A 19,717-nucleotide genomic window follows, 5' to 3' on the forward strand; every position below is an offset into this window, starting at 1 on the left:
AAACCTTTTAATAGAACAATTACTTTATTCGGAATATATAAACAACTCATTCCGTTTATCAGACCTTATCGTTTGATGATCTATGGAACACTGTTTCTTACTTTTTTAGGAGCATTAGCTGCACAAGTCAATCCTTTGGTATTAAAATATACAGTGGATGAGGTAACCACTCTTACACATCTTCAACATCCTATGTCTGAAGGTATTCATGTTCTGGTAGTGATCTCCATCATTTTACTGGGAAAAGAATTATTAAATATCTTTATCAACTTCGGCCAGAAATTTTACGGTGAGAAAATTAGAATTAATGTAAGCTCTGTCCTGGCACAATCAGCAATTGATAAAATATTGACATACAGAGTTGCTTATTTTAATGATGAAAACCATGAATCAGGGAAACTTCAAATAAGAATAGATCGGGGAATAGAAAGTTTAACAAAGCTTGTTCAGAATTTTTTTATTGATATTTTACCTCTATTCTCGAATGCTATTATTGCACTGATTATTATGTATATGCAAAATGTTTATGTAGGAATGGTTTCCACCATTATTGTTCCTATTTACTTTTACATCAGTTCTCTTCAGGCCCGTAAATTAGGAGGAGTTCGTCGTCAATTGAGAAATCAGCGGGAGCAGAAAACTTCAGGACTTTTAAATCTGATCAATTCGATCATGGTGATTAAGAGTTTTGTACGTGAAAAGTTTGAAGGTAAAAAGCAATATGACCTGCAGATGCAATTAATGGAAAGTCAGATGTTCACAAGGAAAACCAATTTTATTTATGATGGATTGAAGACCTTTATAGAGCAGTTTGGAGTTGTTCTTATTATTTTATTGACCGTTTATCTTGTATTGGATCAGCAGATGACCATTGGTGCTATCATGCTTCATATTATGCTTTTCAATAATGTCTCGTCCCCCATTCGCCAGCTTCATCGTATTTATGATGATATGAATGATGCGATGATCTATGCTGAAGGCTATTTTGATATTCTGAATGCGGATGACGAAAAAGAACAAAACGGAACATTTGTGGAAAAAGAAATTAAAGGAACATTCGAACTTAAAAATGTAGATTTTGCCTATCCTAATGGAACTAAAGCTTTACACGATGTTTCCATGAAAATTGAAAATGGTAAAACAACAGCTTTAGTAGGATTGAGTGGTGCCGGGAAATCCACAATAATTAATCTTTTATGTAAGTTTTATCCACCCAGTTCTGGAGAAATTTTATTGGATGGTGTTAATTTGAATGATTTTGATAATACTTTTTTAAGAAATGATATAGGTTTGGTACTTCAGAGAAACCATATTTTTCAGGGAAGTATTGAAGACAATATCCGTTATGGAAATATGAATGCCGGTTTTGATGATATTCAGGCGGCTGCAAAAAAAGCTTATCTGCATGACCAGATCCTTGATCTACCGGAACAATACCGTCATGATGCAACTCAGCTTTCAGGAGGACAACAGCAAAGAATTGCTATTGCAAGATTATTTTTAAAAAACCCACCTATTATATTTCTCGACGAGCCTACGGCAAGTTTAGATGCTATTGCAACAGAGCAAATAAAAAATTCTTTGGATGCTATTAAAGAGGGAAGAACAGTAATTATTATTTCGCATTCTTTATCTCAGATCTTAGATTCAGATAAGATTTATGTGATGAAAAAAGGAAGGGTAGTTGAAAGTGGAACTCATAGTGAGCTGGTACAAATGAACGGTACTTATCGGGAGATCTTTGATGCTTCTGCGAGAAGCTTAAATCTTGATAAACTAATAAATACTTTTAAAGAAAACTAGATTGATCTAGGAAAAAAACGAGCTCAATGAAAAAGAAATCATTGAGCTTGTTTTTGATGATAGAATTTGATTTATTTTTTTTCCGGAACCTGATACGTACCAACTTCCGCTCCAAAAGCTATATTTACTCTGTTATAACTGTTAATTGCAATAATAGCCATGGTAAGATCCACCATTTCGGTTTCTGAAAAATGTTGACTTACTTCTGAATATATTTCATTAGATATCTCTTTCCCATTTAGAATAGTAAGGCTTTCTGCCCATAGTAATGCTGCTTTTTCTTTTTCAGTGTAGAAAGAACATTCTCTCCATGCACTTACCAAGAAAATTCTTTGTTCGGTTTCTCCTTTTGCTCTGAGTTGTTTCGAGTGCATATCCAGGCAAAAAGCACAGCCGTTCATCTGTGAAACACGGAAGTATAAAAGCTCGAGAAAAGCATTATCAATTGATGAGTTTTCTACATGGTATCCCATCGTGTGAAGTGCATTTACAGCTTTGTTTCCCATAGCGAATGCGTTGACTCTTTGTGACATAATTTTAATTTTGATTGATTAATTATGTGACAAATGTAGATCGGTTTTATTTCAGATTTTTTTACAAATGATAAAAAATCATTTTTGCGCCCGGATTCTGCTTAACGATACCTGAGTGATTCCAATATAATCTGCAAGATCTCCCAGACTGATCCTTTGGATAAGTTCCGGCTTTTGTTTTAAAAAATTGTGATAACGCTTTTTACCATCATCTTCCAACATTTCACTTATCCTTCCCATCATATTAACAGGAGCCATTGAATACAGTTTGCTGAAAAGTGTTTCAGCAGAATGATACTTTTTACATAGATCATCCACCACATTTTTTCGAATAGAATATACCTCAACAGGTTCCAGAGCAACAAACATATATTTTGAAGGTTTGCCTGTAAGAAATCCACTGAGTTCTGTGAAAAAAGAATTTTCAGAAAAGAATGTCATTATAAAGTCTTTATCCCCATTATCAAAGAATAATTTTACCAGTCCTTTTTCTAAAAAATAAAAATGTTTGCAGGTTTCATCAGATTTTAATAAAAAATCACCTTTTCTGTAATTTTTTAATTCTAAATTTGAAATCAGTTCATCAATGACAGCCCGTTCGGGATTAGAAATTTTTTCAATAGTCTGGATGAAATTAGTGTAACTCATTATTATTAAAGTGTGGTTCTTGAATATCTAAATATAAATAAAATTCTTGTTTTATAGTATTTAAAATTCTCGCACAAAAGTTTAGATTGATCAGATAAAATGAATGACCATTATCTCAAAAAGCTCGATAGAGTAACAGCAATTCTTACCCAATTACAATCCAAGCCCTTGGTAAGAGCTCAAGATTTAGCGGAAAAATTTGAGGTAAGCATAAGGACGATTTATAGAGATGTTAAAACGCTTGAAAATGCTGGAATTCCAATTTTAGGAGAGGCAGGAAGTGGATATTCTTTAATGGATGGCTACAAACTTCCACCCGTGATGTTTACTAAGGAAGAGGTTTTAAGTTTTATTACCGCCGAAAAACTAATGCAAAAATATTCACATCAGAGTTTGGGCTCGCACTATCAGACGGCCATGGAAAAGGTACGTTCGGTTTTGAAGAATTCAGATAAAAACTTAATTAAAAATATTGAAAAGCAGATTGATATTTTTAATTACCACGCTCCAACTATAGAAACGATCAAAAATATAATTCCTACTATTCTTGAAAGTATTGCAGAAAAAACTCAACTATCAATAGAATACAAAAGTATTGATTCAAAGGTTTCTAATAGAGTTATAGAGGCGGTTGGTGTATTTCTGGAATTTAATTACTGGTACATTATGGCTTTTTGTACTTTAAGAAAAGATTTTAGGCAATTTAGAGTTGATCGTATTCTGCAGGTTGCTAAAACCAGTAATCCTTTTTCACAAGAATATGGAGGTATTAATGATTACCGAAGAAATTCGAAAAACGAGGTAACTGTAGTGAAATTACTGGTAGAGAAGAAAATAATGAATCATCTTGCCAATTCTAAAAAATATTATGGATTAACAGAAGAGGTAGAAACTGAGGAAGGCATGTTATTGACTTTTGAAACCGAATGGATCAATGATGGTTTTCCACGCTGGCTAATTACATTTGCAGATTACGCTGTAATTTTAGAGCCTGAAATGCTCAAAGTGAGGCTTAAAAATTTGATTACAGATATTTCTGAAAAATATAAATAACTTTAAACTAAAGATTATGAAATTTTTATTTTCACGCTGCTTGCTTCTGTTGGCAGTTACATATTATACTCTGGCTTCGGCCTGTTCAGCATTTTTATTAAAAGGAAACGACTATTGTGTAGTAGGATTCAATGAAAATTGGAAAACAATGCCAGGAATGATCGTTGTAAACAAACGAGGTGTTACGAAAAGGAATATAAGTTGGGAAAACCTTACAACGAATCATTTGACCGGATCTAAAGAATGGAATTCCCAATATGGTTCTGTTACCTTTAATCTCCTTGGATATGATTTTCCTTGTTATGGCGTAAATGAAAAGGGACTTTTTTTAGTTGAGCTTTCTTTGGAGGAAACAACAAAGGTATTTAATCCGACACAACCCAACATGTTTTGGGCACAGTGGATACAATATCAACTGGATAATTATAAATCTGTCCAGGAAGTTGTAGATCATTTAAATAGTGGCCCCAATATAGACTGGTGGCCTAGTGCAGGAGGTAGCCATTTTTTTCTTAGTGATGCTAAAGGAAATACAGCAACAATCGCATTGCTGAATGGGAAATACAAAGTAATTGCAGGTAAAGATATGCCTATGCCACTTTTATGCAATAACCAGTATAAAAAAGATTTTGATAATATTCAAAGGTTTGATTTCTTAGGTGGAAAGGAAAAGTTCGACATTAATCAACAGAGCAAATGGGAAGATCGCTATAACAAAGCCTACTATATGCTGAATAATTATAAGTATGATAAAAAGCCTGTAGATTATGCCTGGAATATTCTCAATTCCGTATATGCGGGAGAATGGCAAACTGTAATTGATGTGAAAAATATGAATCTTTATTTCCGGTCAGATCTGAAAAAGGAAATTAAAACTATTGATATCACAAAGCTTGATTTCTCAAAACAGGCTTCAGTTAAATTTTTGGATATTCATACAGATAAACTTGGGAAAGTAAATGACGATTTCCAGACACTTACTTTGCAGATAAATAATGAATATGTAGAAAAAGGTTTTCCAATTGGTTATGACAATAAAGAGTTTGGAACTTCCGACACCTTTACTAAGCTTAAAGAAAATATTGTAAGTTTCTTTAAAAATATCCTACCTGGTTAAACAAAATTACAAAAGCTTTCAGAAATATTCTGAAAGCTTTTGCGTTGGCTTAATTTAATAATTTGATGAGAAGTTTTATAAAAAGAATTAAAATCTCTCCCAGAAGAAAGGAGGTTCAATTCCTAAAGATCTTAAATAAACATATCCTTGTCCACGGTGGTGAATTTCATTATCTATGAAATAAAGGATATTTTGAAAAACCGGAAATTCATACTGACCGAATAGATTGAAAGTCTCTTGAAAACGTTGTTCAGAAATTTGATTGAAATAATGATTGATCACTTCAGTTTCTTCGTCCCATTTTTTTAGTATTTCCTCTTTAGTTTTAGGATTAAAGCCTTCTTCATTATAAGCTTCCATATTTTTTTCGTTGATTCCCTTTAAAGCTGGTCCTGCGATGCTTATTAGCTCTACTGCTAGTTTTGCAAAAGGTCTCATTCCTGCAACAGAAAATTCAAATAATTCTTTTTCAGGAAAAGCTTCGATCACTCTTCTTGTCAGATTTCTATGCCCTTGCCAATGTTCTAATAACTGTTCAGTAGTCATGAACTGTTTTGTAGCTGTAGCTGTGGTAGTTGCTGTAGTTGTCATAATATTTTTGTTTTAGTTTGTTATTGTTGATACAAAGATAAGAGCAGGTTATGACAACAGTTTGTCAGTAGGATTTTATAGATTAAAAAAAATATTTATTTTTAATTTCAAAATATCATTCAGATTTTTCCGTTTAGAAAAAAGAAGTATTGCTAAAGCGGATAATTATTTATAATTTCAAAGAAATGAAGAAGTTAATTTTAGCTGTTACAAGTGCTTTGTCGCTATTAGCTTGTAATAAAATCAGCGAAAAAATAGATCAGACTGTTCAGGAAACCACTGAAACAGTAAAACAGAAAACCCAGGCCGCTGTAGAAGAAAGAGTAAAAAAAACGGTGAACGAATCTATAAAATCGCTTACCAATTCCGAAGATGTTCAGTTTAATCAGGTCTTTCCTCATTCAGGAAAAGGATTTATATCTGCAGAAAGTGGAAAGAAGTTTGTATTTCCAAATGGAACAAAAGGCTACATTTTTAAGTATAAGGCAGATAAGGCAGACTTAATTCCGTTTTTGGAAAGTCAACCCTCTACTGATGAATCGCGTTCTGATAAAAAAGCCCGAAAAGTAGATGGGCAGAATATTGTAGATAAAATAAGTTTTATAGAAAAATTCCTTCCTGAGAATACGATTGATAAAGGCATTTTAGATGATATAAAGAATGATGAAGGTATTGAATATTATAAATTAAAACGATTTCCTAATAGCAGTACAATCATTTATAATTCTAAAAATAAGACAGTGTTGCAATATGTAGAGGTAGATAAATAATTTGAAGATGACTGGTTTTAACCAGTCATTTTTTTATAATAATACTGGAAAGTAATAATATCCATAAAAACAGGACTTGAAAGTATTGTAGAGATAATTTTAAAAAAGTAATTTAGTACTATGAAAATTTACACGAAAACAGGAGATAAAGGACAGACTGCTCTTTATGGTGGAACGAGAGTTTCTAAAGCCAGTGCTAGAGTAGAAAGTTATGGAAATATAGATGAGCTGAACTCTTTTATTGGCATTGCAAAAAGCCATATTGAAGATACTGAAGTTTTACAACAATTAAAAAAAATTCAGTTTGATCTGTTTACTGTAGGTTCTGAAGCAGCAACACCTACTGATAAATTGATGCTTGCTAATGGGAAATCCCGTCTTCCACTAATTATTTCGGAATCTGAAATTGAAGAATTGGAACAATGGATGGATAATTTTGAAACGAAGCTTGAACCTCTTCAATATTTTATATTACCGGGTGGAGGTAAGTCAGCTACATTTTTACATGCTGCAAGAACTATTTGCAGGAGAGCAGAACGATCTCTGGTTTTCTTAAATGAAGCAGAAGAAGTCCGTCCTGAACTTATTAAATACCTTAACCGACTTTCAGATTACCTTTTTGTTTTGGCACGTTACGTTTCGAAATTAAATAACGAACCGGAAGAATACTGGAATCCTAATGAAAGATAAAGCACTACTTTTTATTAACGGAGAACCTCCAAAATCTTTTCCAACTTTAAATGATTACGATTTAATTGCTTGTACCGATGGTGCTTTTCATTATCTGAAACAAGGAAATTTTCCTTTGGATCAATTGGATTTTATTTCTGGTGATTTTGATTCGCACACGGGATCTGATGAAAATGTGTATCAGGAAAAATTCATTCTTACTTTAGATCAGGATAAAACGGATTTTCATAAAGCTTTAGAAATTATCCTAGAAAGGGGATTTCATTCTGTAGATGTTTTAGGGGCTAGTGGTGGTGAACAGGATCATTTCTTAGGAAATCTAACGGTAGCATATGCATTTAAAGATCAATTGAATATCAAATTTTATGATGAATTCTCAGTGTATTATTTTATTTCTAAAAATTTTAAATTGAATGGAGTGAAAAATAAAATGATCTCACTTTATCCATTCCCTTCAGTAGAAAATATAACAACAAAAGGATTAAATTGGCCTTTAACAAACGGAAGCTTAAGTATTACCTCAAGAATTGGAACCCGGAATTTTGCAATTGAAGATGAAGTTTCAGTTGAATATGAATTAGGAGATCTTCTGTTTTTTGTAGGGCGTGATGAAATAAAATACCCTGAGATCTATTAAAATAATTTTTACCATCATATCCCAAAAACTTTATAAAATATAATTGTATTCAGCAGTCTCTAAAAACTTTTGTACCTTTTGTGGTCAAATCATGTTTCTAAGATCTAAATTTTGAAAAAATTATTTAAAATATCGCTTCTAATTATTATTCTACACTGTGTTTTTTCCTGTAAAACACAAAATTTTACTTCACCTGAATATGGTAAAAATGAAGGAGCCGAAAACATCGAAATAAAAAAAGTATACAATTTCAGAACACTGGAAAATATTAAAAATTCTGAAGGAAAAACGTTAAAGGAAGGTCGGTTTTATAGAAGTGGTCATCTTAATAAGCTTAAGAAAAAATCCTTTGATAGTCTTAGAATGTTAGGAATCAAGGAAGTTATTGATCTCAGAAATGAAAAAGAAATCACGTCGAAACCTGATCGGCTTCCTGAAAATCTTATTTATAAAAAATATTCGGCCTTTGAAGATCAGGGAGATCAGCTATCGCAAGCTAGAAAATTAGTTTTAAAGGGAAAGGTAAGTGCTGAAGATGCTGATAAAAGGATGATCGATTTTTATCGTGAGTACGTAACTGAAAATCCTGAGGTCATAAAAAAGATCATTACAGAAATTTTAGATGGAGATCAACCTGTTTTGTATCACTGTACGGCTGGAAAAGATAGAACGGGAATTATTACGGCTTTAATTCTTACGATATTAAAGTTTGACAAAGCAACCATTTATAATGATTATCTATTATCTAATAATTTCAGGAAGGAGATGATCATAAAGAGACTTGGACTTGCAAACAATCTACACTTTTTATATCCAAAAATGGATTTAAAAGTATTGGAAAAATTGAGCTGGGTCGAAAAAGATTATCTGGATGCAGCATTTAATGAAATTGATAATAAATATGGCTCAATAGATGTTTATATTCATAAGGTGTTGGGTATTTCTGAGGATAAAAGAGAATCTTATCTTAAGAAGTTTACGTATTAATAAATCTTAAAAATGTAATTATTGTTTTAGATGCAGGTCTTTAGGGGAACTGACGAAAATTATAATAATTTTAACACCAAAAAATCAAACTTTTTTAGCAATTTTGCATTCTTAATTCACTTGTTAAAAAATGAAAATAAAATACTCGGAACTTATTGATCAGACATTATATTTTCCAACGGAAGAATTTAATGTTTCTGAGAACAATTTGTTGTTTCACGATATTCCTTTAATGGAAGTTGTTGAAAAGTTTGGAACACCTTTAAAGGTTAGTTACCTCCCGAAGATTTCTCAAAATATTCAAAAAGCAAAAGGCTGGTTCAAAGAGGCTTTTGAGAAAATCGAATATAAGAAAAATTACCGATACTGTTATTGTACGAAATCCAGTCATTTTAATTTTGTTATTGAAGAAGCGCTGAAGAATGATATTTCAATTGAAACGTCTTCGGCTTATGATATGGACATTGTAAGATCTCTTTACAAAAAAGGAAAAGTAGATAAGAGTATCGAAGTGATCTGTAACGGATTCAAAACAGATGATTATCTGGCGAAGATCTCCGATATGATCAACAGTGGTTTTGAAAATATTACACCTATTCTTGATAATTACAGAGAGCTTGATAAGCTTACAGAAAGTATTGACAGTACTTTTGATATTGGAATCAGAATAGCCTCGGAAGAAGAACCTAAATTCGAATTTTATACCTCAAGATTAGGTATTGGATATAAAGATATTATTCCATATTACAGTCAGAAAATTGCTGAACATCCAAATGCTAGATTGAAGATGCTTCACTTCTTCATTAATACGGGGATTAAAGACACTGCTTATTATTGGAACGAATTATATAAATGTCTTCGCGTTTATGCACGTTTGAAAAAAATTGCTCCAGAAGTTGATTCATTGAACATTGGTGGTGGTTTTCCAATTAAAACTTCTTTAAACTTCGATTATGACTATCAGTATATGGTTGAAGAAATCGTTTCGCAGATCAAAAAATTCTGTGAAGAAGAAGGAGTAGAGGAACCGAATATCTATACTGAATTTGGAAGTTTCACAGTTGGAGAAAGTGGTGCTAACCTGTATAAGATTATTTCTCAAAAACGTCAGAATGACAGAGAGAAGTGGAATATGATCGATTCATCATTTATGACCACACTTCCTGATACGTGGGCGATTTCAAGACACTTCATTATGCTTCCGTTAAATCGTTGGGAAGATACTTATGAAAGAGTTTTCCTAGGTGGTCTAACATGTGATTCAGATGATTATTATAATTCTGAACAGCATACCAATGCAATCTATTTGCCTGTTTTTAGTGATACAAAACCACTGTATATCGGTTTCTTCCATACAGGAGCTTATCAGGAAACAATTGGTGGCTATGGTGGGGTACATCACTGTTTAATGCCTCAGCCAAGACATATCCTGATCCAGAAAGACGAAAACGGGGAATTTCAATATGAGATATTCCGTGAAAGACAGGAACCTGAAGATGTTCTTAAACTTCTGGGTTACTAGCATAAAAAATAATTAGTCCTTTTTTAATGACTAACCGATATAAAAAAGGGTTCTCAGCTGAGAACCCTTTTTTACTCAAAATAATTTGAAATCTTATCTAATTCCAATTCAGTATAATCTGAAACGATAATATTAGCTAAAGTATAATCTTGATTAAGGGAATGTTCGCTTTTATAGGCTGCGCAAAAAATATTGGCATTGTGGGCTGCTAAAATTCCATTTGTAGAATCTTCAATTACCATACAGTTTTCAATAGGTTCACTGGCCATTTCTGCTGCCAGAAGAAAAACTTCAGGATGAGGTTTTGATTCTTTTAATTCAGCACCACTTATTTTTCCATTGAAATATTTTTCAAGTTCAAATTTATCAAAAACCATATTTATAGTGATCATACTTGCAGATGATGCAACGATTAATTTGATTCCGTTTTCATAATAATGCTCAATTAATTTTCGTACTCCAGAGATCAAATCGAAATCTGCATCATTGTAGAAATAATCTTTAAAATAATCCCTTTTGATGTTGCTAAGTTCTTGATAGGTATAATTAAGTCCATAAGTTTGAATTAATATTTCACAAACTTTTTTGGTAGAATATCCGGTAAATGAAGTGTATAGGTCTTCTGATACTTCAATTTTCAGATCGTTAAACATTTTGAAATAAGCTTTTCTGTGCAATGGTTCTGTGTCTACTATAACCCCATCCATATCGAAAAGCACAGCTTTTAAGGACATATTTTGTTTTTTGCAAAAATAAGGTTTAATATTTAAATAATGAAGGAAGGAGGAAGTTAGGAGTTAGATTTAAGTTTTAGCTCTTGTCTATTTGTATCTTAATCTTCTTTCAAAAAATTCAGGGACCTTGCTTCCGACTTCCAACTTCTTTGTATCTTTGTTGCTCAGTATTTCAAATTTTAAATCATTTAATTTTTAAATAAAAACATGAAAACATACGCGGGAATTCCTGAAGAAAATGCATCATTAGAAAACTCAAAAGTAATGTTGGTAACAGTTCCTTATGATGGAACCTCAACGTGGGGAAAGGGAGCAGATAAAGGTCCTGAATTATTCCTTGACGCTTCTGAAAATATGGAGCTTTATGACATTGAGACAGGAACTGAACCTTATTTGGAAGGTGTTTATCTAGGTGGAGAAATTTCTGAAAATTCTACACCGGAGGCGATGACAGAAGCTGTTTATCAAAAAACAAAAGAACTGTTACAGAACGATGGTAAATTGTTTACACTTTTTGGTGGTGAGCATTCTGTTTCTATTGGTTCTATCCGTGCTGTAGGTGAAAAATATGAGAACTTAACAGTCTTACAATTAGATGCCCATACAGATTTACGCCCTGAGTTCCATGGTTCTACCTCCAATCATGCTTGTGCCGTTTTTGAAGCCAATCAGAAGCACAATCTGGTTCAGGTGGGAATCCGTTCAATGGATGTTGAAGAGTACCAATATTTGCCTGAAGGAAGAGTGTTTTTTGCTCATGAGATTGCAGTAAATGAAAACTGGATCAATGATGTATTGGAGAAGGTTTCTGGTAATGTTTATATTACGATAGATTTAGACGCTTTTGATCCTTCCATTTGTCCTTCTACGGGAACTCCGGAGCCTGGCGGTTTACAATGGTATCCGACATTAGAATTATTAAGAATGGTATTTGAAAAATGTAATGTAGTTGCTTTTGATATTGTAGAATTAATGGATTCTCCAATGGCTAAGCCTAGTGCTTTCCTGGCAGCTAAATTATACTATAAAATGTTAGCTTATTATCACATTAGCAAAGGCTAAAATTCCACAAGAATCGGATTTTTTCTGCGGAATTTTCTTTGGAAATTTGTGAGATAAAATACAAAGATATGTCTACACAAAGTCAAATAGATTATAACCGAATTGCGAAAGCGATAGCGTATATCCAAAGTAATTTTAAACTTCAGCCAAGCTTGGATGAGGTAGCAGAAAAAATACATCTGAGCCCCACTCATTTTCAGAAAATATTTACTGATTGGGCTGGGACAAGTCCGAAGAAATTCTTACAATTCATTAGTCTGGAACATGCAAAAAGTCTATTGAAAGAAGAAAAACTCAGCATATTTGATGCAGCTTATGAAACGGGATTTTCCAGTACCAGCAGGCTTCATGACCTGTTTGTAAACATAGAAGGAATGTCTCCTGCAGAATATAAAAATGGTGGAAAAAACCTTGTGATCAACTATAGCTTTTCCGAAAGTCCTTTTGGAAATGTTATCGTAGCTTCCACTGAAAAGGGAATCTGCCATCTGGCTTTTGAAAACGATAAAGAAACGGCATTAGGAAACTTGAAAACTCAGTTTCCTAATGCTTCTTTTTTTGAAAAACATGATGAGCTTCAAAAAAATGCTCTTTCAATTTTTGATAAAGATTGGAACAGATTAAACACTATAAAACTTCATCTTAAAGGTACCGACTTTCAGCTTAAGGTCTGGGAAGGGCTTCTCTCTATTCCAATGGGTAAATTATCAACGTATGGTAATCTGGCCGAAAAGATAGGGAATGCTAAAGCTTCGAGAGCAGTAGGTACGGCAATAGGGAGTAATCCCGTTGCTTTTCTTATTCCTTGTCACCGTGTGATCCAATCTTCAGGAAATATGGGAGGCTACCGTTGGGGAAGTGATCGAAAACAGATGATTATCGGTTGGGAAGGTTCACATACTTCTAATATGGCTAATTCAATCTAGAAAGCATAATATAAAATAAAAGCATGATTAAAAATAAGATCATATCTGCTTATGAAGAGATCGCTGAGAAATACAATGAGCTGATTGATCATAAGCCGCATAATGCATATTATGACAGGCCTAATACACTGGAGTTAATTCAGGATGCCAAAGGGAAAATTATCCTTGATGCAGCCTGTGGTCCGGGAAAATATGCTGAAATATTATTGTCTGAAGGTGCTATAGTAAAAGGTTTTGATATCAGTTTAAAAATGGTGGAACTTGCACAAATAAGAAATAATAACAAAGAAGATTTTTTTGTTCATGACTTGTCTTCACCCTTTGAAATGTTTAATGATGAAAGCTTTGATACTGTTATTTGTACATTAGCCCTTCATTATGTAGAAGATTGGAACCTTACGATTAAAGAATTCTACAGGGTATTGAAACCTGGCGGAAGTCTTGTTATATCGATTGAGCATCCTTTTTTTGAATACAATTACTTCAAATCAGAGAAGTATTTTGAAATTGAGCATGTGAATTGTACATGGAACGGATTTGGCGATCCCATTGAAATCAACAGTTTCAGACGACCGCTTAGCAAATGTATAACTCCTTTAACTGATAATGGATTCTATATTGATAAACTAATCGAACCTAAACCAACAAAAGAGTTTGAAAAACTTGATCCAAAACATTATAAGGAGCTTAATGAGTTTCCTGCCTTTATGTGTATCCGTGCAATAAAAAAATAAAATGATGAGTTTATTTGAAGAAATATCAGATTTTCCAATTAATATCCTTCCCAATGATGGAGTAGTCAATTATTATGGCACCGTTTTCTCTAAAGAAAAGTCGGATTTTTATTATGATTATTTATTTAATCAGATTCCATGGGAAAATGATCAGGCAGTGATATTCGGTAAGTTGATTTTAACTAAAAGAAAGGTTGCATGGTTCGGGGAAAGGGCTTTTGAATATACGTATTCCAACAGAACGAAATATGCAATACCATGGACTCCTGAATTATTAGAATTAAAGCTAAGATGCGAGGAAGTTTCAGGGGAAACCTATAATTCCTGTCTGCTGAATTTGTACCATGATGGAAGTGAGGGAATGGCTTATCACAGTGATGGTGAAAAAGATTTGAAAAAACATGGTGCAATTGCTTCTGTAACATTTGGAGCAGAAAGAAAATTTTTATTTAAACATAAGGAAACCAAAGAGAAAGTAGAAATCTTCTTAGAAAATGGCAGCTTATTGGTGATGAAAGGAACGACACAGGACAACTGGCTCCACAGACTTCCGCCTACTACGAAGGTGAAAACTCCCAGGGTTAATTTGACGTTTAGAACGATTGAAGAATGAAAAAAGGTGGCTGAGATTCTCGAAGCCACCTTTTTTTTTATTTTATAACCTCAGCTTCAATAGCGCTGTCATTGTAAATTTTAATAAAAGCCTTTGTATAATCTTCCTTAGTCGCCATATTCGGATTATCGATAAATTTCTGTGGATTTACAGAAAAGAGCGGGAACCAAGTGCTGCTGATCTGGACCTGGATCTTATGTCCTTTTTTAAAGGTATGAACAACATCCTGTAACCTAAAGTTAACGGCTGTTTTCTGATTTGGTACCAAAGCCTCTGCTTTTTCTCTTGAATTTCTAAACCTTGCAGGCATAATCTCACTTCTTACCATTTGATGATAATTGCCGTAAATAACACCATCTTTCTTCTCTGTTGGCTTAAAATCTTCCGGGTATATATCAATTACTTTTACAGCAAAGTCAGCATCTGTAGAAGTAGATGCAATGTTTAATTTAGCCATAATTTCACCGGCAAATGTCATATCTTCTGATAAAGCATCTGTTGTAAAGGTAATAACATCTGGTCTTCCTTCTGCAAACCTTTGATCTTCCGACATATAATTTCTGGGAGTAAAGCCATTAAAATCTTTCAGACTTGAAGAACTTAATACCGGGTTATTTGGATCACTGTAATATTCTGAAAATCCTTGATCTGAAACATTTTTCAGAGTTCCGTTAGTAAGATAAAAATTAATCTTTTTAGCCTCTTTTGGAGGATAGGTTGCAAACTCTTTCCATTGCTTTGCTCCGGTATCATACATCATTGCTTCTGGAAGACCTGCATCCTGTTTTGTATTTCCTTTTAGATAATGATTAAAAAACTTGGTTTCAATATTTTTCTGATAATAGGTTGCAATACTGTCTCCAAAATAGATCTCATTGTGGAAGTGTTTACCCATTTCCTGAGACCATCCACCATGAGAGAAAGGTCCCATCACAATAGTATTTTTTGCTTTTGGGCTTGTTTTTTCAATCGTTTTGTAAATGTTAAGCGGTCCGGATAAGTCTTCCGCATCAAACCATCCACCAACGGTCATTACAGCATGGTTTACATTTTTAAGATGAGGAAGTAGGCTTCTTTTCTGCCAGTATTCATCATAGTTAGGATGATTCATTATTTCGGTCATAAAGAAGTTGTCTTTGTAATACTTATCGTAACCGTCTTTTAAAGTTCCCATATCTCTGTAGAATTTTAAACCGTCTTCAGAAGTAGGCTTGATAAAAGTATCCATGTACCAGGCCTGCTTTTCAGCTTTGGTCTTCTGAACTCCAAAAACCGGGAATGTTCTGAAATAACCCAGCATAAATCTTCCGTTGTGAAGGAAATCATCATTCCAGAAATCTGAAATTGGAGCCTGAGGAGATGAAGCTACCAAGGCAGGGTGATCAGCCAGAATTCCTACAGCCGTATAAAAACCAGGATAAGAAGTTCCGAATTGTCCTACCTTTCCATTATTATTTTTTACATTTTTCAATAACCATTCTATAGTATCATAGGTATCTGTACTTTCATCTACATCTTTTTTAGTTTTTCTTTCTACCTGAGGGGTCATATTGGTAAAAGTACCTTCACTCATGTATCTTCCACGCACATCCTGATATACAAAGATATATTTGTCCTGCATCAGATATTGATTAGGACCCACTTTGGCCTTGTATTCATTCTCTCCATAAGGAGCAATACTATAGCAGGTTCTCTGCATTAAGAATGGATATTTATTTTTGTTTGTGATATCTTTTGGGGTATATACTGCTGTGAAAAGCTTAATACCATCACGCATAGGGATATAAAATTCCTGTTTTGTAAAATTGTCTTTTACAAAAGTGTCCTTTTGGTTGGTATTTTGTGCGTTTCCAAGGATGAAAAAGAAAATAAATAAAATGGAAATATGGATTTTCATAAATAAAATTTGTCGCTAATTTAAAAATAAAAACGCTTTGACCATGATAAATATTGCTTTATCAGTGTTAAATCACAAGAAATGATCAGAGTTATACAGGCTATTTTAGATTTGTAAACAAAAAAAATCCCCGAAATAAATTTCAGGGATTCAATATTTATTATAATGAATTAAGCTTTCAAGTATCTTGAATAAGCATATCCTTCCTGTCCATCAGCAGTTTTTACTTTCCACCAATCATCAGAAGTTTGTTCAATTAAAGTTACCGAAGAACCTTTTGATGCTTTTCCTACAACAGCAGCTTCAGTAGAAGGCTCCTGTCTGATGTTAAGGTTTGAATCCTCAGTAGCAACTGTAAGTGCTGCTCCAGAAGCAAGACCTGCAACCTGTACGTCAACATTGATATCTGAAGCAGAATAAGTAGAATCAATAGTTCCTAAAGCATTCCATACTGCATCTTTTGCTGCTGTATTAGAAGCTGCTCCTGAAATATATAAAATTCCATCCTGTTCCTGAACCTGAAGATTTGAAATTCCTGCAGACTGAGCTGCTGAAATAACCCCTGAATATTTATCTTGTAATGTACTCATTTTAATTATTTTACAGTGTAATTATAGTTTACTTTTCCAGCCTTTAAAGCATCTACAGACTGCTTGATTTTTCTAGCTTGCTCTTTAGAAACATTTCCTGTAAGTGTTAATTCACCATTTACCACTTCTACTTTTACAGAAGGGAAATCTTTAACAGCATCCTGAACTTTTTTCTGAACAGCCGGATCTACAGCTGAAGTTGTTGCTACAGGAGCAGCAGTAGCTTCAGGAGCAATAGTAGACATATCCATAACATCTTTTACTCCATTTACTGCTTTAAGTTGTTTGATCATGGCATCTTTAGAAGCCTGATCCGGGAACGTTCCGCTTAAGTGTGCTACACCTTCTTTTACTTCAACAGAAGCGCTAGGGTTCGACGTTACAATTGTTGTAGCTTGTGTCTGAAGATCTGCATCAGAAACTTTCTTTTTACAAGAAATAGCTCCGAAAGATACTGCCAGAGCAAGGGCAGCCATTGCGATTGTTTTTTTCATAGTTGTATATTTAAATGTAATGTATTGATACTATAAATGTAATAATAAAATTTATACCAAATGATTAAAAATTAGCTAAATGTTTCTTAATTTTTTTACAATGTTTTTAAAATCAGCGTTTTAATTTTGCCTATGTTCCAATTTAATAAGTAGTACTGAACAATTTAAAAACTATTATATTTGCGAAAGTTGAACTATTTATATGAAAGGACAAAATAAGCTGTTTATAGCAATTATTATTGCACTTATCTTGGGTGTAGGAATTGGAGGGGTTATTCATGTGCAGTACCCGGAGAGTGCAGAACCTTTTTCTAAAAATATCAAATTATTAGGAACTATTTTTATCAGACTTGTTCAGATGATTATTGCTCCGTTGGTATTTACAACGCTAGTGGTTGGTATTGCTAAAATGAGCGATATCAAAATGATCGGAAGAGTAGGAACAAAGGCTATGCTATGGTTTATTTCCGCATCTCTGATGTCTCTTTTTATTGGATTGATACTTGTAAACTGGCTAGAACCCGGACATGTGACCAAGCTGCCTATTCAGGATGCGGCTTCAGCCGAAGAACTCTTGAAAAGCAGTAAAGGATTTTCTCTTGAGGATTTTGTAAAACATGTTATTCCAAAAAGTATATTTGAAGCTTTTGCAACCAATGAGGTTCTTCAGATCGTTGTATTTTCAATTATGTTTGGGGTTGCATTAGCTAACTTGGGTGAAGAGTATGCACAGCCGGTTATTAAGTTATTTGATATTGTTGCTCATGCTATTCTTAAAATGGTAGGGTACATCATGTGGTTTGCTCCGTTTGGAGTACTCGGCGCAATTGCTGCAGTAGTCGCTATGAATGGCTTTGAGATATTTAAAGTATATGCAGTCTACCTGAGAGACTTTTTCTTTGCACTAGCAGTTCTTTGGCTGGTTCTTTTATTGGCTGGTTACCTTATTTTAGGAAACCGTCTTTTTGAATTACTGAGAAGAATTAAAGCACCTTTACTAATCGCTTTTTCTACTACAAGTTCCGAAGCTGTATTCCCAAAATTAGTTGAAGAGTTGGAAAGATTTGGATGCAACAGCAGAGTGGTATCTTTTATTTTACCTCTAGGATATTCATTCAATCTTGATGGAAGTATGATGTATATGACATTTGCTTCGATCTTTATTGCTCAGATTTATGGGATAGAAATGACATTGGGACAACAGATCACAATGCTTTTGGTTCTTATGCTTACATCAAAAGGAATTGCCGGGGTACCTAGGGCTTCGTTGGTCATTATTGTAGCTACCTGTTCTATGTTCGGAATTCCACCGGAAGGAATTGCCTTGATTTTACCTATCGATCACTTCTGTGATATGGGAAGAAGTATGACTAATGTTTTAGGAAATGCTTTGGCGACATCTGCAGTATCAAAATGGGAAGGGCAGCTGGAAAATCCCGGCGTGGAGTCGTAATAAGCGTAGGCTTTAATGAGAGGATATGATTTGAAGGCTTCTAAGAGTGAGGTTGTAGAAAATGGCTTTGCTGTTATCAATAACATCTTTTCTGATAAAGAAATTGAAGGTATAGTTAATGTTATTCAGGATATGGATACGTCAAAAAATACGTTTAGAAAATCTGAAGACCTGTTTGCTATAAGACAGTTCTTAAAAGAAATTCCTGAAGTTACAAAACTTGTTTTCACGGATCGGCTTAAAGACATAATAAAAGAAGTTTTCGGAGATAAATATTTTGCAGTAAAAAGTATTTATTTTGATAAACCGGAGAAATCCAATTGGTATGTGGCTTATCATCAGGATCTGACTATTTCAGTGGATAAAAAACTCAATTTACCTAACTTTGGACCCTGGACGACTAAGCAAAATCAGTTTGCTGTTCAGCCACCCTTGGATATACTTGAAAATATATATACTATAAGAATTCATTTGGACGATACAGATGAGCATAATGGTGCTTTAAAAGTTGTTCCGAAATCCCACGCCAAAGGAATTTACAGACCAGAAACAATAAATTGGGGAATAGAGACTGAAGAGAATTGTAAAGTGAAAAAAGGTGGTATAATGATTATGAAACCTTTGCTTCTTCACGGCTCAAACAGAACAACCAATTCTAAAAAAAGAAGAGTAATTCATATTGAGTTCTCGGATAAGGAACTGGCGGAAGAACTTCAATGGTCAGAAAGAATATAGTTATAGCCATTGATTCTATCTGAGCTTCGGCCTCAGAATAAAGCGTAAAGACAATGAAGAATCTCTACAGTAAATTTAATACTAAACATAATACAACACATTAGGAGATTTCTCCTGTGCTCAAAATG

At 33.7% G+C, this 19,717-nt stretch carries 21 protein-coding genes; 14 read left to right on the top strand and 7 right to left on the bottom strand.

All coding sequences use genetic code 11. The features are described from left to right. The first annotated feature begins 75 nt into the window (after window positions 1-75). The gene (locus NG806_RS20485; protein ID WP_261513131.1) at window positions 76-1,803 is read left to right on the top strand and encodes an ABC transporter ATP-binding protein; all 1,728 of its coding nucleotides are present in this window, start codon (window positions 76-78) and stop codon (window positions 1,801-1,803) included. 71 nt (window positions 1,804-1,874) lie between these two features. Here the strand turns inward: NG806_RS20485 and NG806_RS20490 are convergent, their stop codons facing one another. Together NG806_RS20490 and NG806_RS20495 are read right to left on the bottom strand one after the other, a co-directional pair. Continuing rightward, window positions 1,875-2,336, bottom strand: a complete 462-nt coding sequence (locus NG806_RS20490; protein ID WP_261511172.1) for a carboxymuconolactone decarboxylase family protein — start codon at window positions 2,334-2,336, stop codon at window positions 1,875-1,877. 78 nt (window positions 2,337-2,414) lie between these two features. After that, on the bottom strand, window positions 2,415-2,984 hold the full coding sequence (locus NG806_RS20495; RefSeq protein ID WP_261511173.1) for a Crp/Fnr family transcriptional regulator: 570 nt from the start codon (window positions 2,982-2,984) through the stop codon (window positions 2,415-2,417). Between the two features lie 99 nt (window positions 2,985-3,083). Here NG806_RS20495 and NG806_RS20500 point away from each other — a divergent pair, with 99 nt between their 5' ends. Together NG806_RS20500 and NG806_RS20505 are read left to right on the top strand one after the other, a co-directional pair. After that, complete coding sequence (locus tag NG806_RS20500; RefSeq protein ID WP_214832610.1) at window positions 3,084-4,037, top strand: helix-turn-helix transcriptional regulator; 954 nt, start codon at window positions 3,084-3,086, stop codon at window positions 4,035-4,037. Between the two features lie 16 nt (window positions 4,038-4,053). Next, the gene (locus tag NG806_RS20505; RefSeq protein ID WP_261511174.1) at window positions 4,054-5,154 is read left to right on the top strand and encodes a linear amide C-N hydrolase; all 1,101 of its coding nucleotides are present in this window, start codon (window positions 4,054-4,056) and stop codon (window positions 5,152-5,154) included. Between the two features lie 87 nt (window positions 5,155-5,241). On the opposite strand, the gene NG806_RS20510 is transcribed toward NG806_RS20505, so the two are convergent. Beyond that, window positions 5,242-5,745, bottom strand: coding sequence for a DinB family protein (locus NG806_RS20510; RefSeq protein ID WP_214832606.1), 504 nt, complete (start codon window positions 5,743-5,745; stop codon window positions 5,242-5,244). A gap of 185 nt (window positions 5,746-5,930) precedes the next feature. Here NG806_RS20510 and NG806_RS20515 point away from each other — a divergent pair, with 185 nt between their 5' ends. The 5 genes from NG806_RS20515 to NG806_RS20535 all read left to right on the top strand — a co-directional run bounded on the left by NG806_RS20515 (window position 5,931) and on the right by NG806_RS20535 (window position 10,351). Next, the gene (locus tag NG806_RS20515) at window positions 5,931-6,515 is read left to right on the top strand and encodes a hypothetical protein (protein WP_214832604.1); all 585 of its coding nucleotides are present in this window, start codon (window positions 5,931-5,933) and stop codon (window positions 6,513-6,515) included. Between the two features lie 120 nt (window positions 6,516-6,635). Continuing rightward, complete coding sequence (locus NG806_RS20520) at window positions 6,636-7,205, top strand: cob(I)yrinic acid a,c-diamide adenosyltransferase (protein WP_261511175.1); 570 nt, start codon at window positions 6,636-6,638, stop codon at window positions 7,203-7,205. Further along, window positions 7,195-7,842 carry a thiamine diphosphokinase gene (locus NG806_RS20525; RefSeq protein ID WP_261511176.1) on the top strand — a complete coding sequence of 216 codons (648 nt, stop codon included), beginning with the start codon at window positions 7,195-7,197 and terminating at the stop codon, window positions 7,840-7,842. Before NG806_RS20520 ends, NG806_RS20525 begins: the two co-directional genes overlap by 11 nt. 111 nt (window positions 7,843-7,953) lie before the next feature. Then, a complete protein-coding gene (locus tag NG806_RS20530; RefSeq protein WP_261511177.1) occupies window positions 7,954-8,829 on the top strand; it encodes a tyrosine-protein phosphatase in 876 nt (291 codons plus the stop codon). 130 nt (window positions 8,830-8,959) lie between these two features. Next, window positions 8,960-10,351 carry a type III PLP-dependent enzyme domain-containing protein gene (locus NG806_RS20535; RefSeq protein ID WP_261511178.1) on the top strand — a complete coding sequence of 464 codons (1,392 nt, stop codon included), beginning with the start codon at window positions 8,960-8,962 and terminating at the stop codon, window positions 10,349-10,351. A 71-nt stretch (window positions 10,352-10,422) separates the two neighbouring features. Here NG806_RS20535 and NG806_RS20540 read toward each other — a convergent pair whose 3' ends face one another. Continuing rightward, window positions 10,423-11,085 (bottom strand): HAD family hydrolase, encoded by a 663-nt coding sequence (locus tag NG806_RS20540; RefSeq protein ID WP_214832595.1) that lies wholly within the window; start codon window positions 11,083-11,085, stop codon window positions 10,423-10,425. Window positions 11,086-11,292: 207 nt separating this feature from the next. Between NG806_RS20540 and speB the strand changes: the two genes are divergently transcribed. The 4 genes from speB (at window position 11,293) to NG806_RS20560 (ending at window position 14,420) form a co-directional block, all read left to right on the top strand. Next, window positions 11,293-12,147: an agmatinase gene (speB, locus tag NG806_RS20545; RefSeq protein WP_214832593.1), complete on the top strand. Its 855-nt coding sequence runs from the start codon at window positions 11,293-11,295 to the stop codon at window positions 12,145-12,147. Window positions 12,148-12,215: 68 nt separating this feature from the next. Then, window positions 12,216-13,073, top strand: coding sequence for a bifunctional helix-turn-helix domain-containing protein/methylated-DNA--[protein]-cysteine S-methyltransferase (locus tag NG806_RS20550; RefSeq protein WP_214832591.1), 858 nt, complete (start codon window positions 12,216-12,218; stop codon window positions 13,071-13,073). A 23-nt stretch (window positions 13,074-13,096) separates the two neighbouring features. Then, window positions 13,097-13,807 (top strand): class I SAM-dependent methyltransferase, encoded by a 711-nt coding sequence (locus NG806_RS20555; RefSeq protein ID WP_261511179.1) that lies wholly within the window; start codon window positions 13,097-13,099, stop codon window positions 13,805-13,807. 4 nt (window positions 13,808-13,811) lie between these two features. After that, entirely contained in the window at window positions 13,812-14,420 is a 609-nt protein-coding gene (locus tag NG806_RS20560; RefSeq protein WP_261513133.1) for an alpha-ketoglutarate-dependent dioxygenase AlkB family protein, read from the top strand. Window positions 14,421-14,457: 37 nt separating this feature from the next. Here the strand turns inward: NG806_RS20560 and NG806_RS20565 are convergent, their stop codons facing one another. From NG806_RS20565 to NG806_RS20575, 3 genes are all read right to left on the bottom strand, one after another. After that, window positions 14,458-16,317, bottom strand: a complete 1,860-nt coding sequence (locus NG806_RS20565) for a CocE/NonD family hydrolase (protein ID WP_261511180.1) — start codon at window positions 16,315-16,317, stop codon at window positions 14,458-14,460. A 170-nt stretch (window positions 16,318-16,487) separates the two neighbouring features. Beyond that, the gene (locus NG806_RS20570) at window positions 16,488-16,907 is read right to left on the bottom strand and encodes an SH3 domain-containing protein (protein WP_214832584.1); all 420 of its coding nucleotides are present in this window, start codon (window positions 16,905-16,907) and stop codon (window positions 16,488-16,490) included. 5 nt (window positions 16,908-16,912) lie between these two features. Next, a complete protein-coding gene (locus tag NG806_RS20575; RefSeq protein ID WP_261511181.1) occupies window positions 16,913-17,401 on the bottom strand; it encodes a BON domain-containing protein in 489 nt (162 codons plus the stop codon). 202 nt (window positions 17,402-17,603) lie between these two features. On the opposite strand from NG806_RS20575, the gene NG806_RS20580 reads away from it, so the two are divergent. Continuing rightward, the gene (locus tag NG806_RS20580) at window positions 17,604-18,854 is read left to right on the top strand and encodes a dicarboxylate/amino acid:cation symporter (protein ID WP_214832581.1); all 1,251 of its coding nucleotides are present in this window, start codon (window positions 17,604-17,606) and stop codon (window positions 18,852-18,854) included. 15 nt (window positions 18,855-18,869) lie between these two features. Continuing rightward, window positions 18,870-19,589, top strand: coding sequence for a phytanoyl-CoA dioxygenase family protein (locus tag NG806_RS20585; protein WP_261511182.1), 720 nt, complete (start codon window positions 18,870-18,872; stop codon window positions 19,587-19,589). Window positions 19,590-19,717: the final 128 nt, after the last annotated feature.

Source organism: Chryseobacterium paludis, assembly GCF_025403485.1.
Lineage (GTDB): Bacteria > Bacteroidota > Bacteroidia > Flavobacteriales > Weeksellaceae > Chryseobacterium > Chryseobacterium paludis.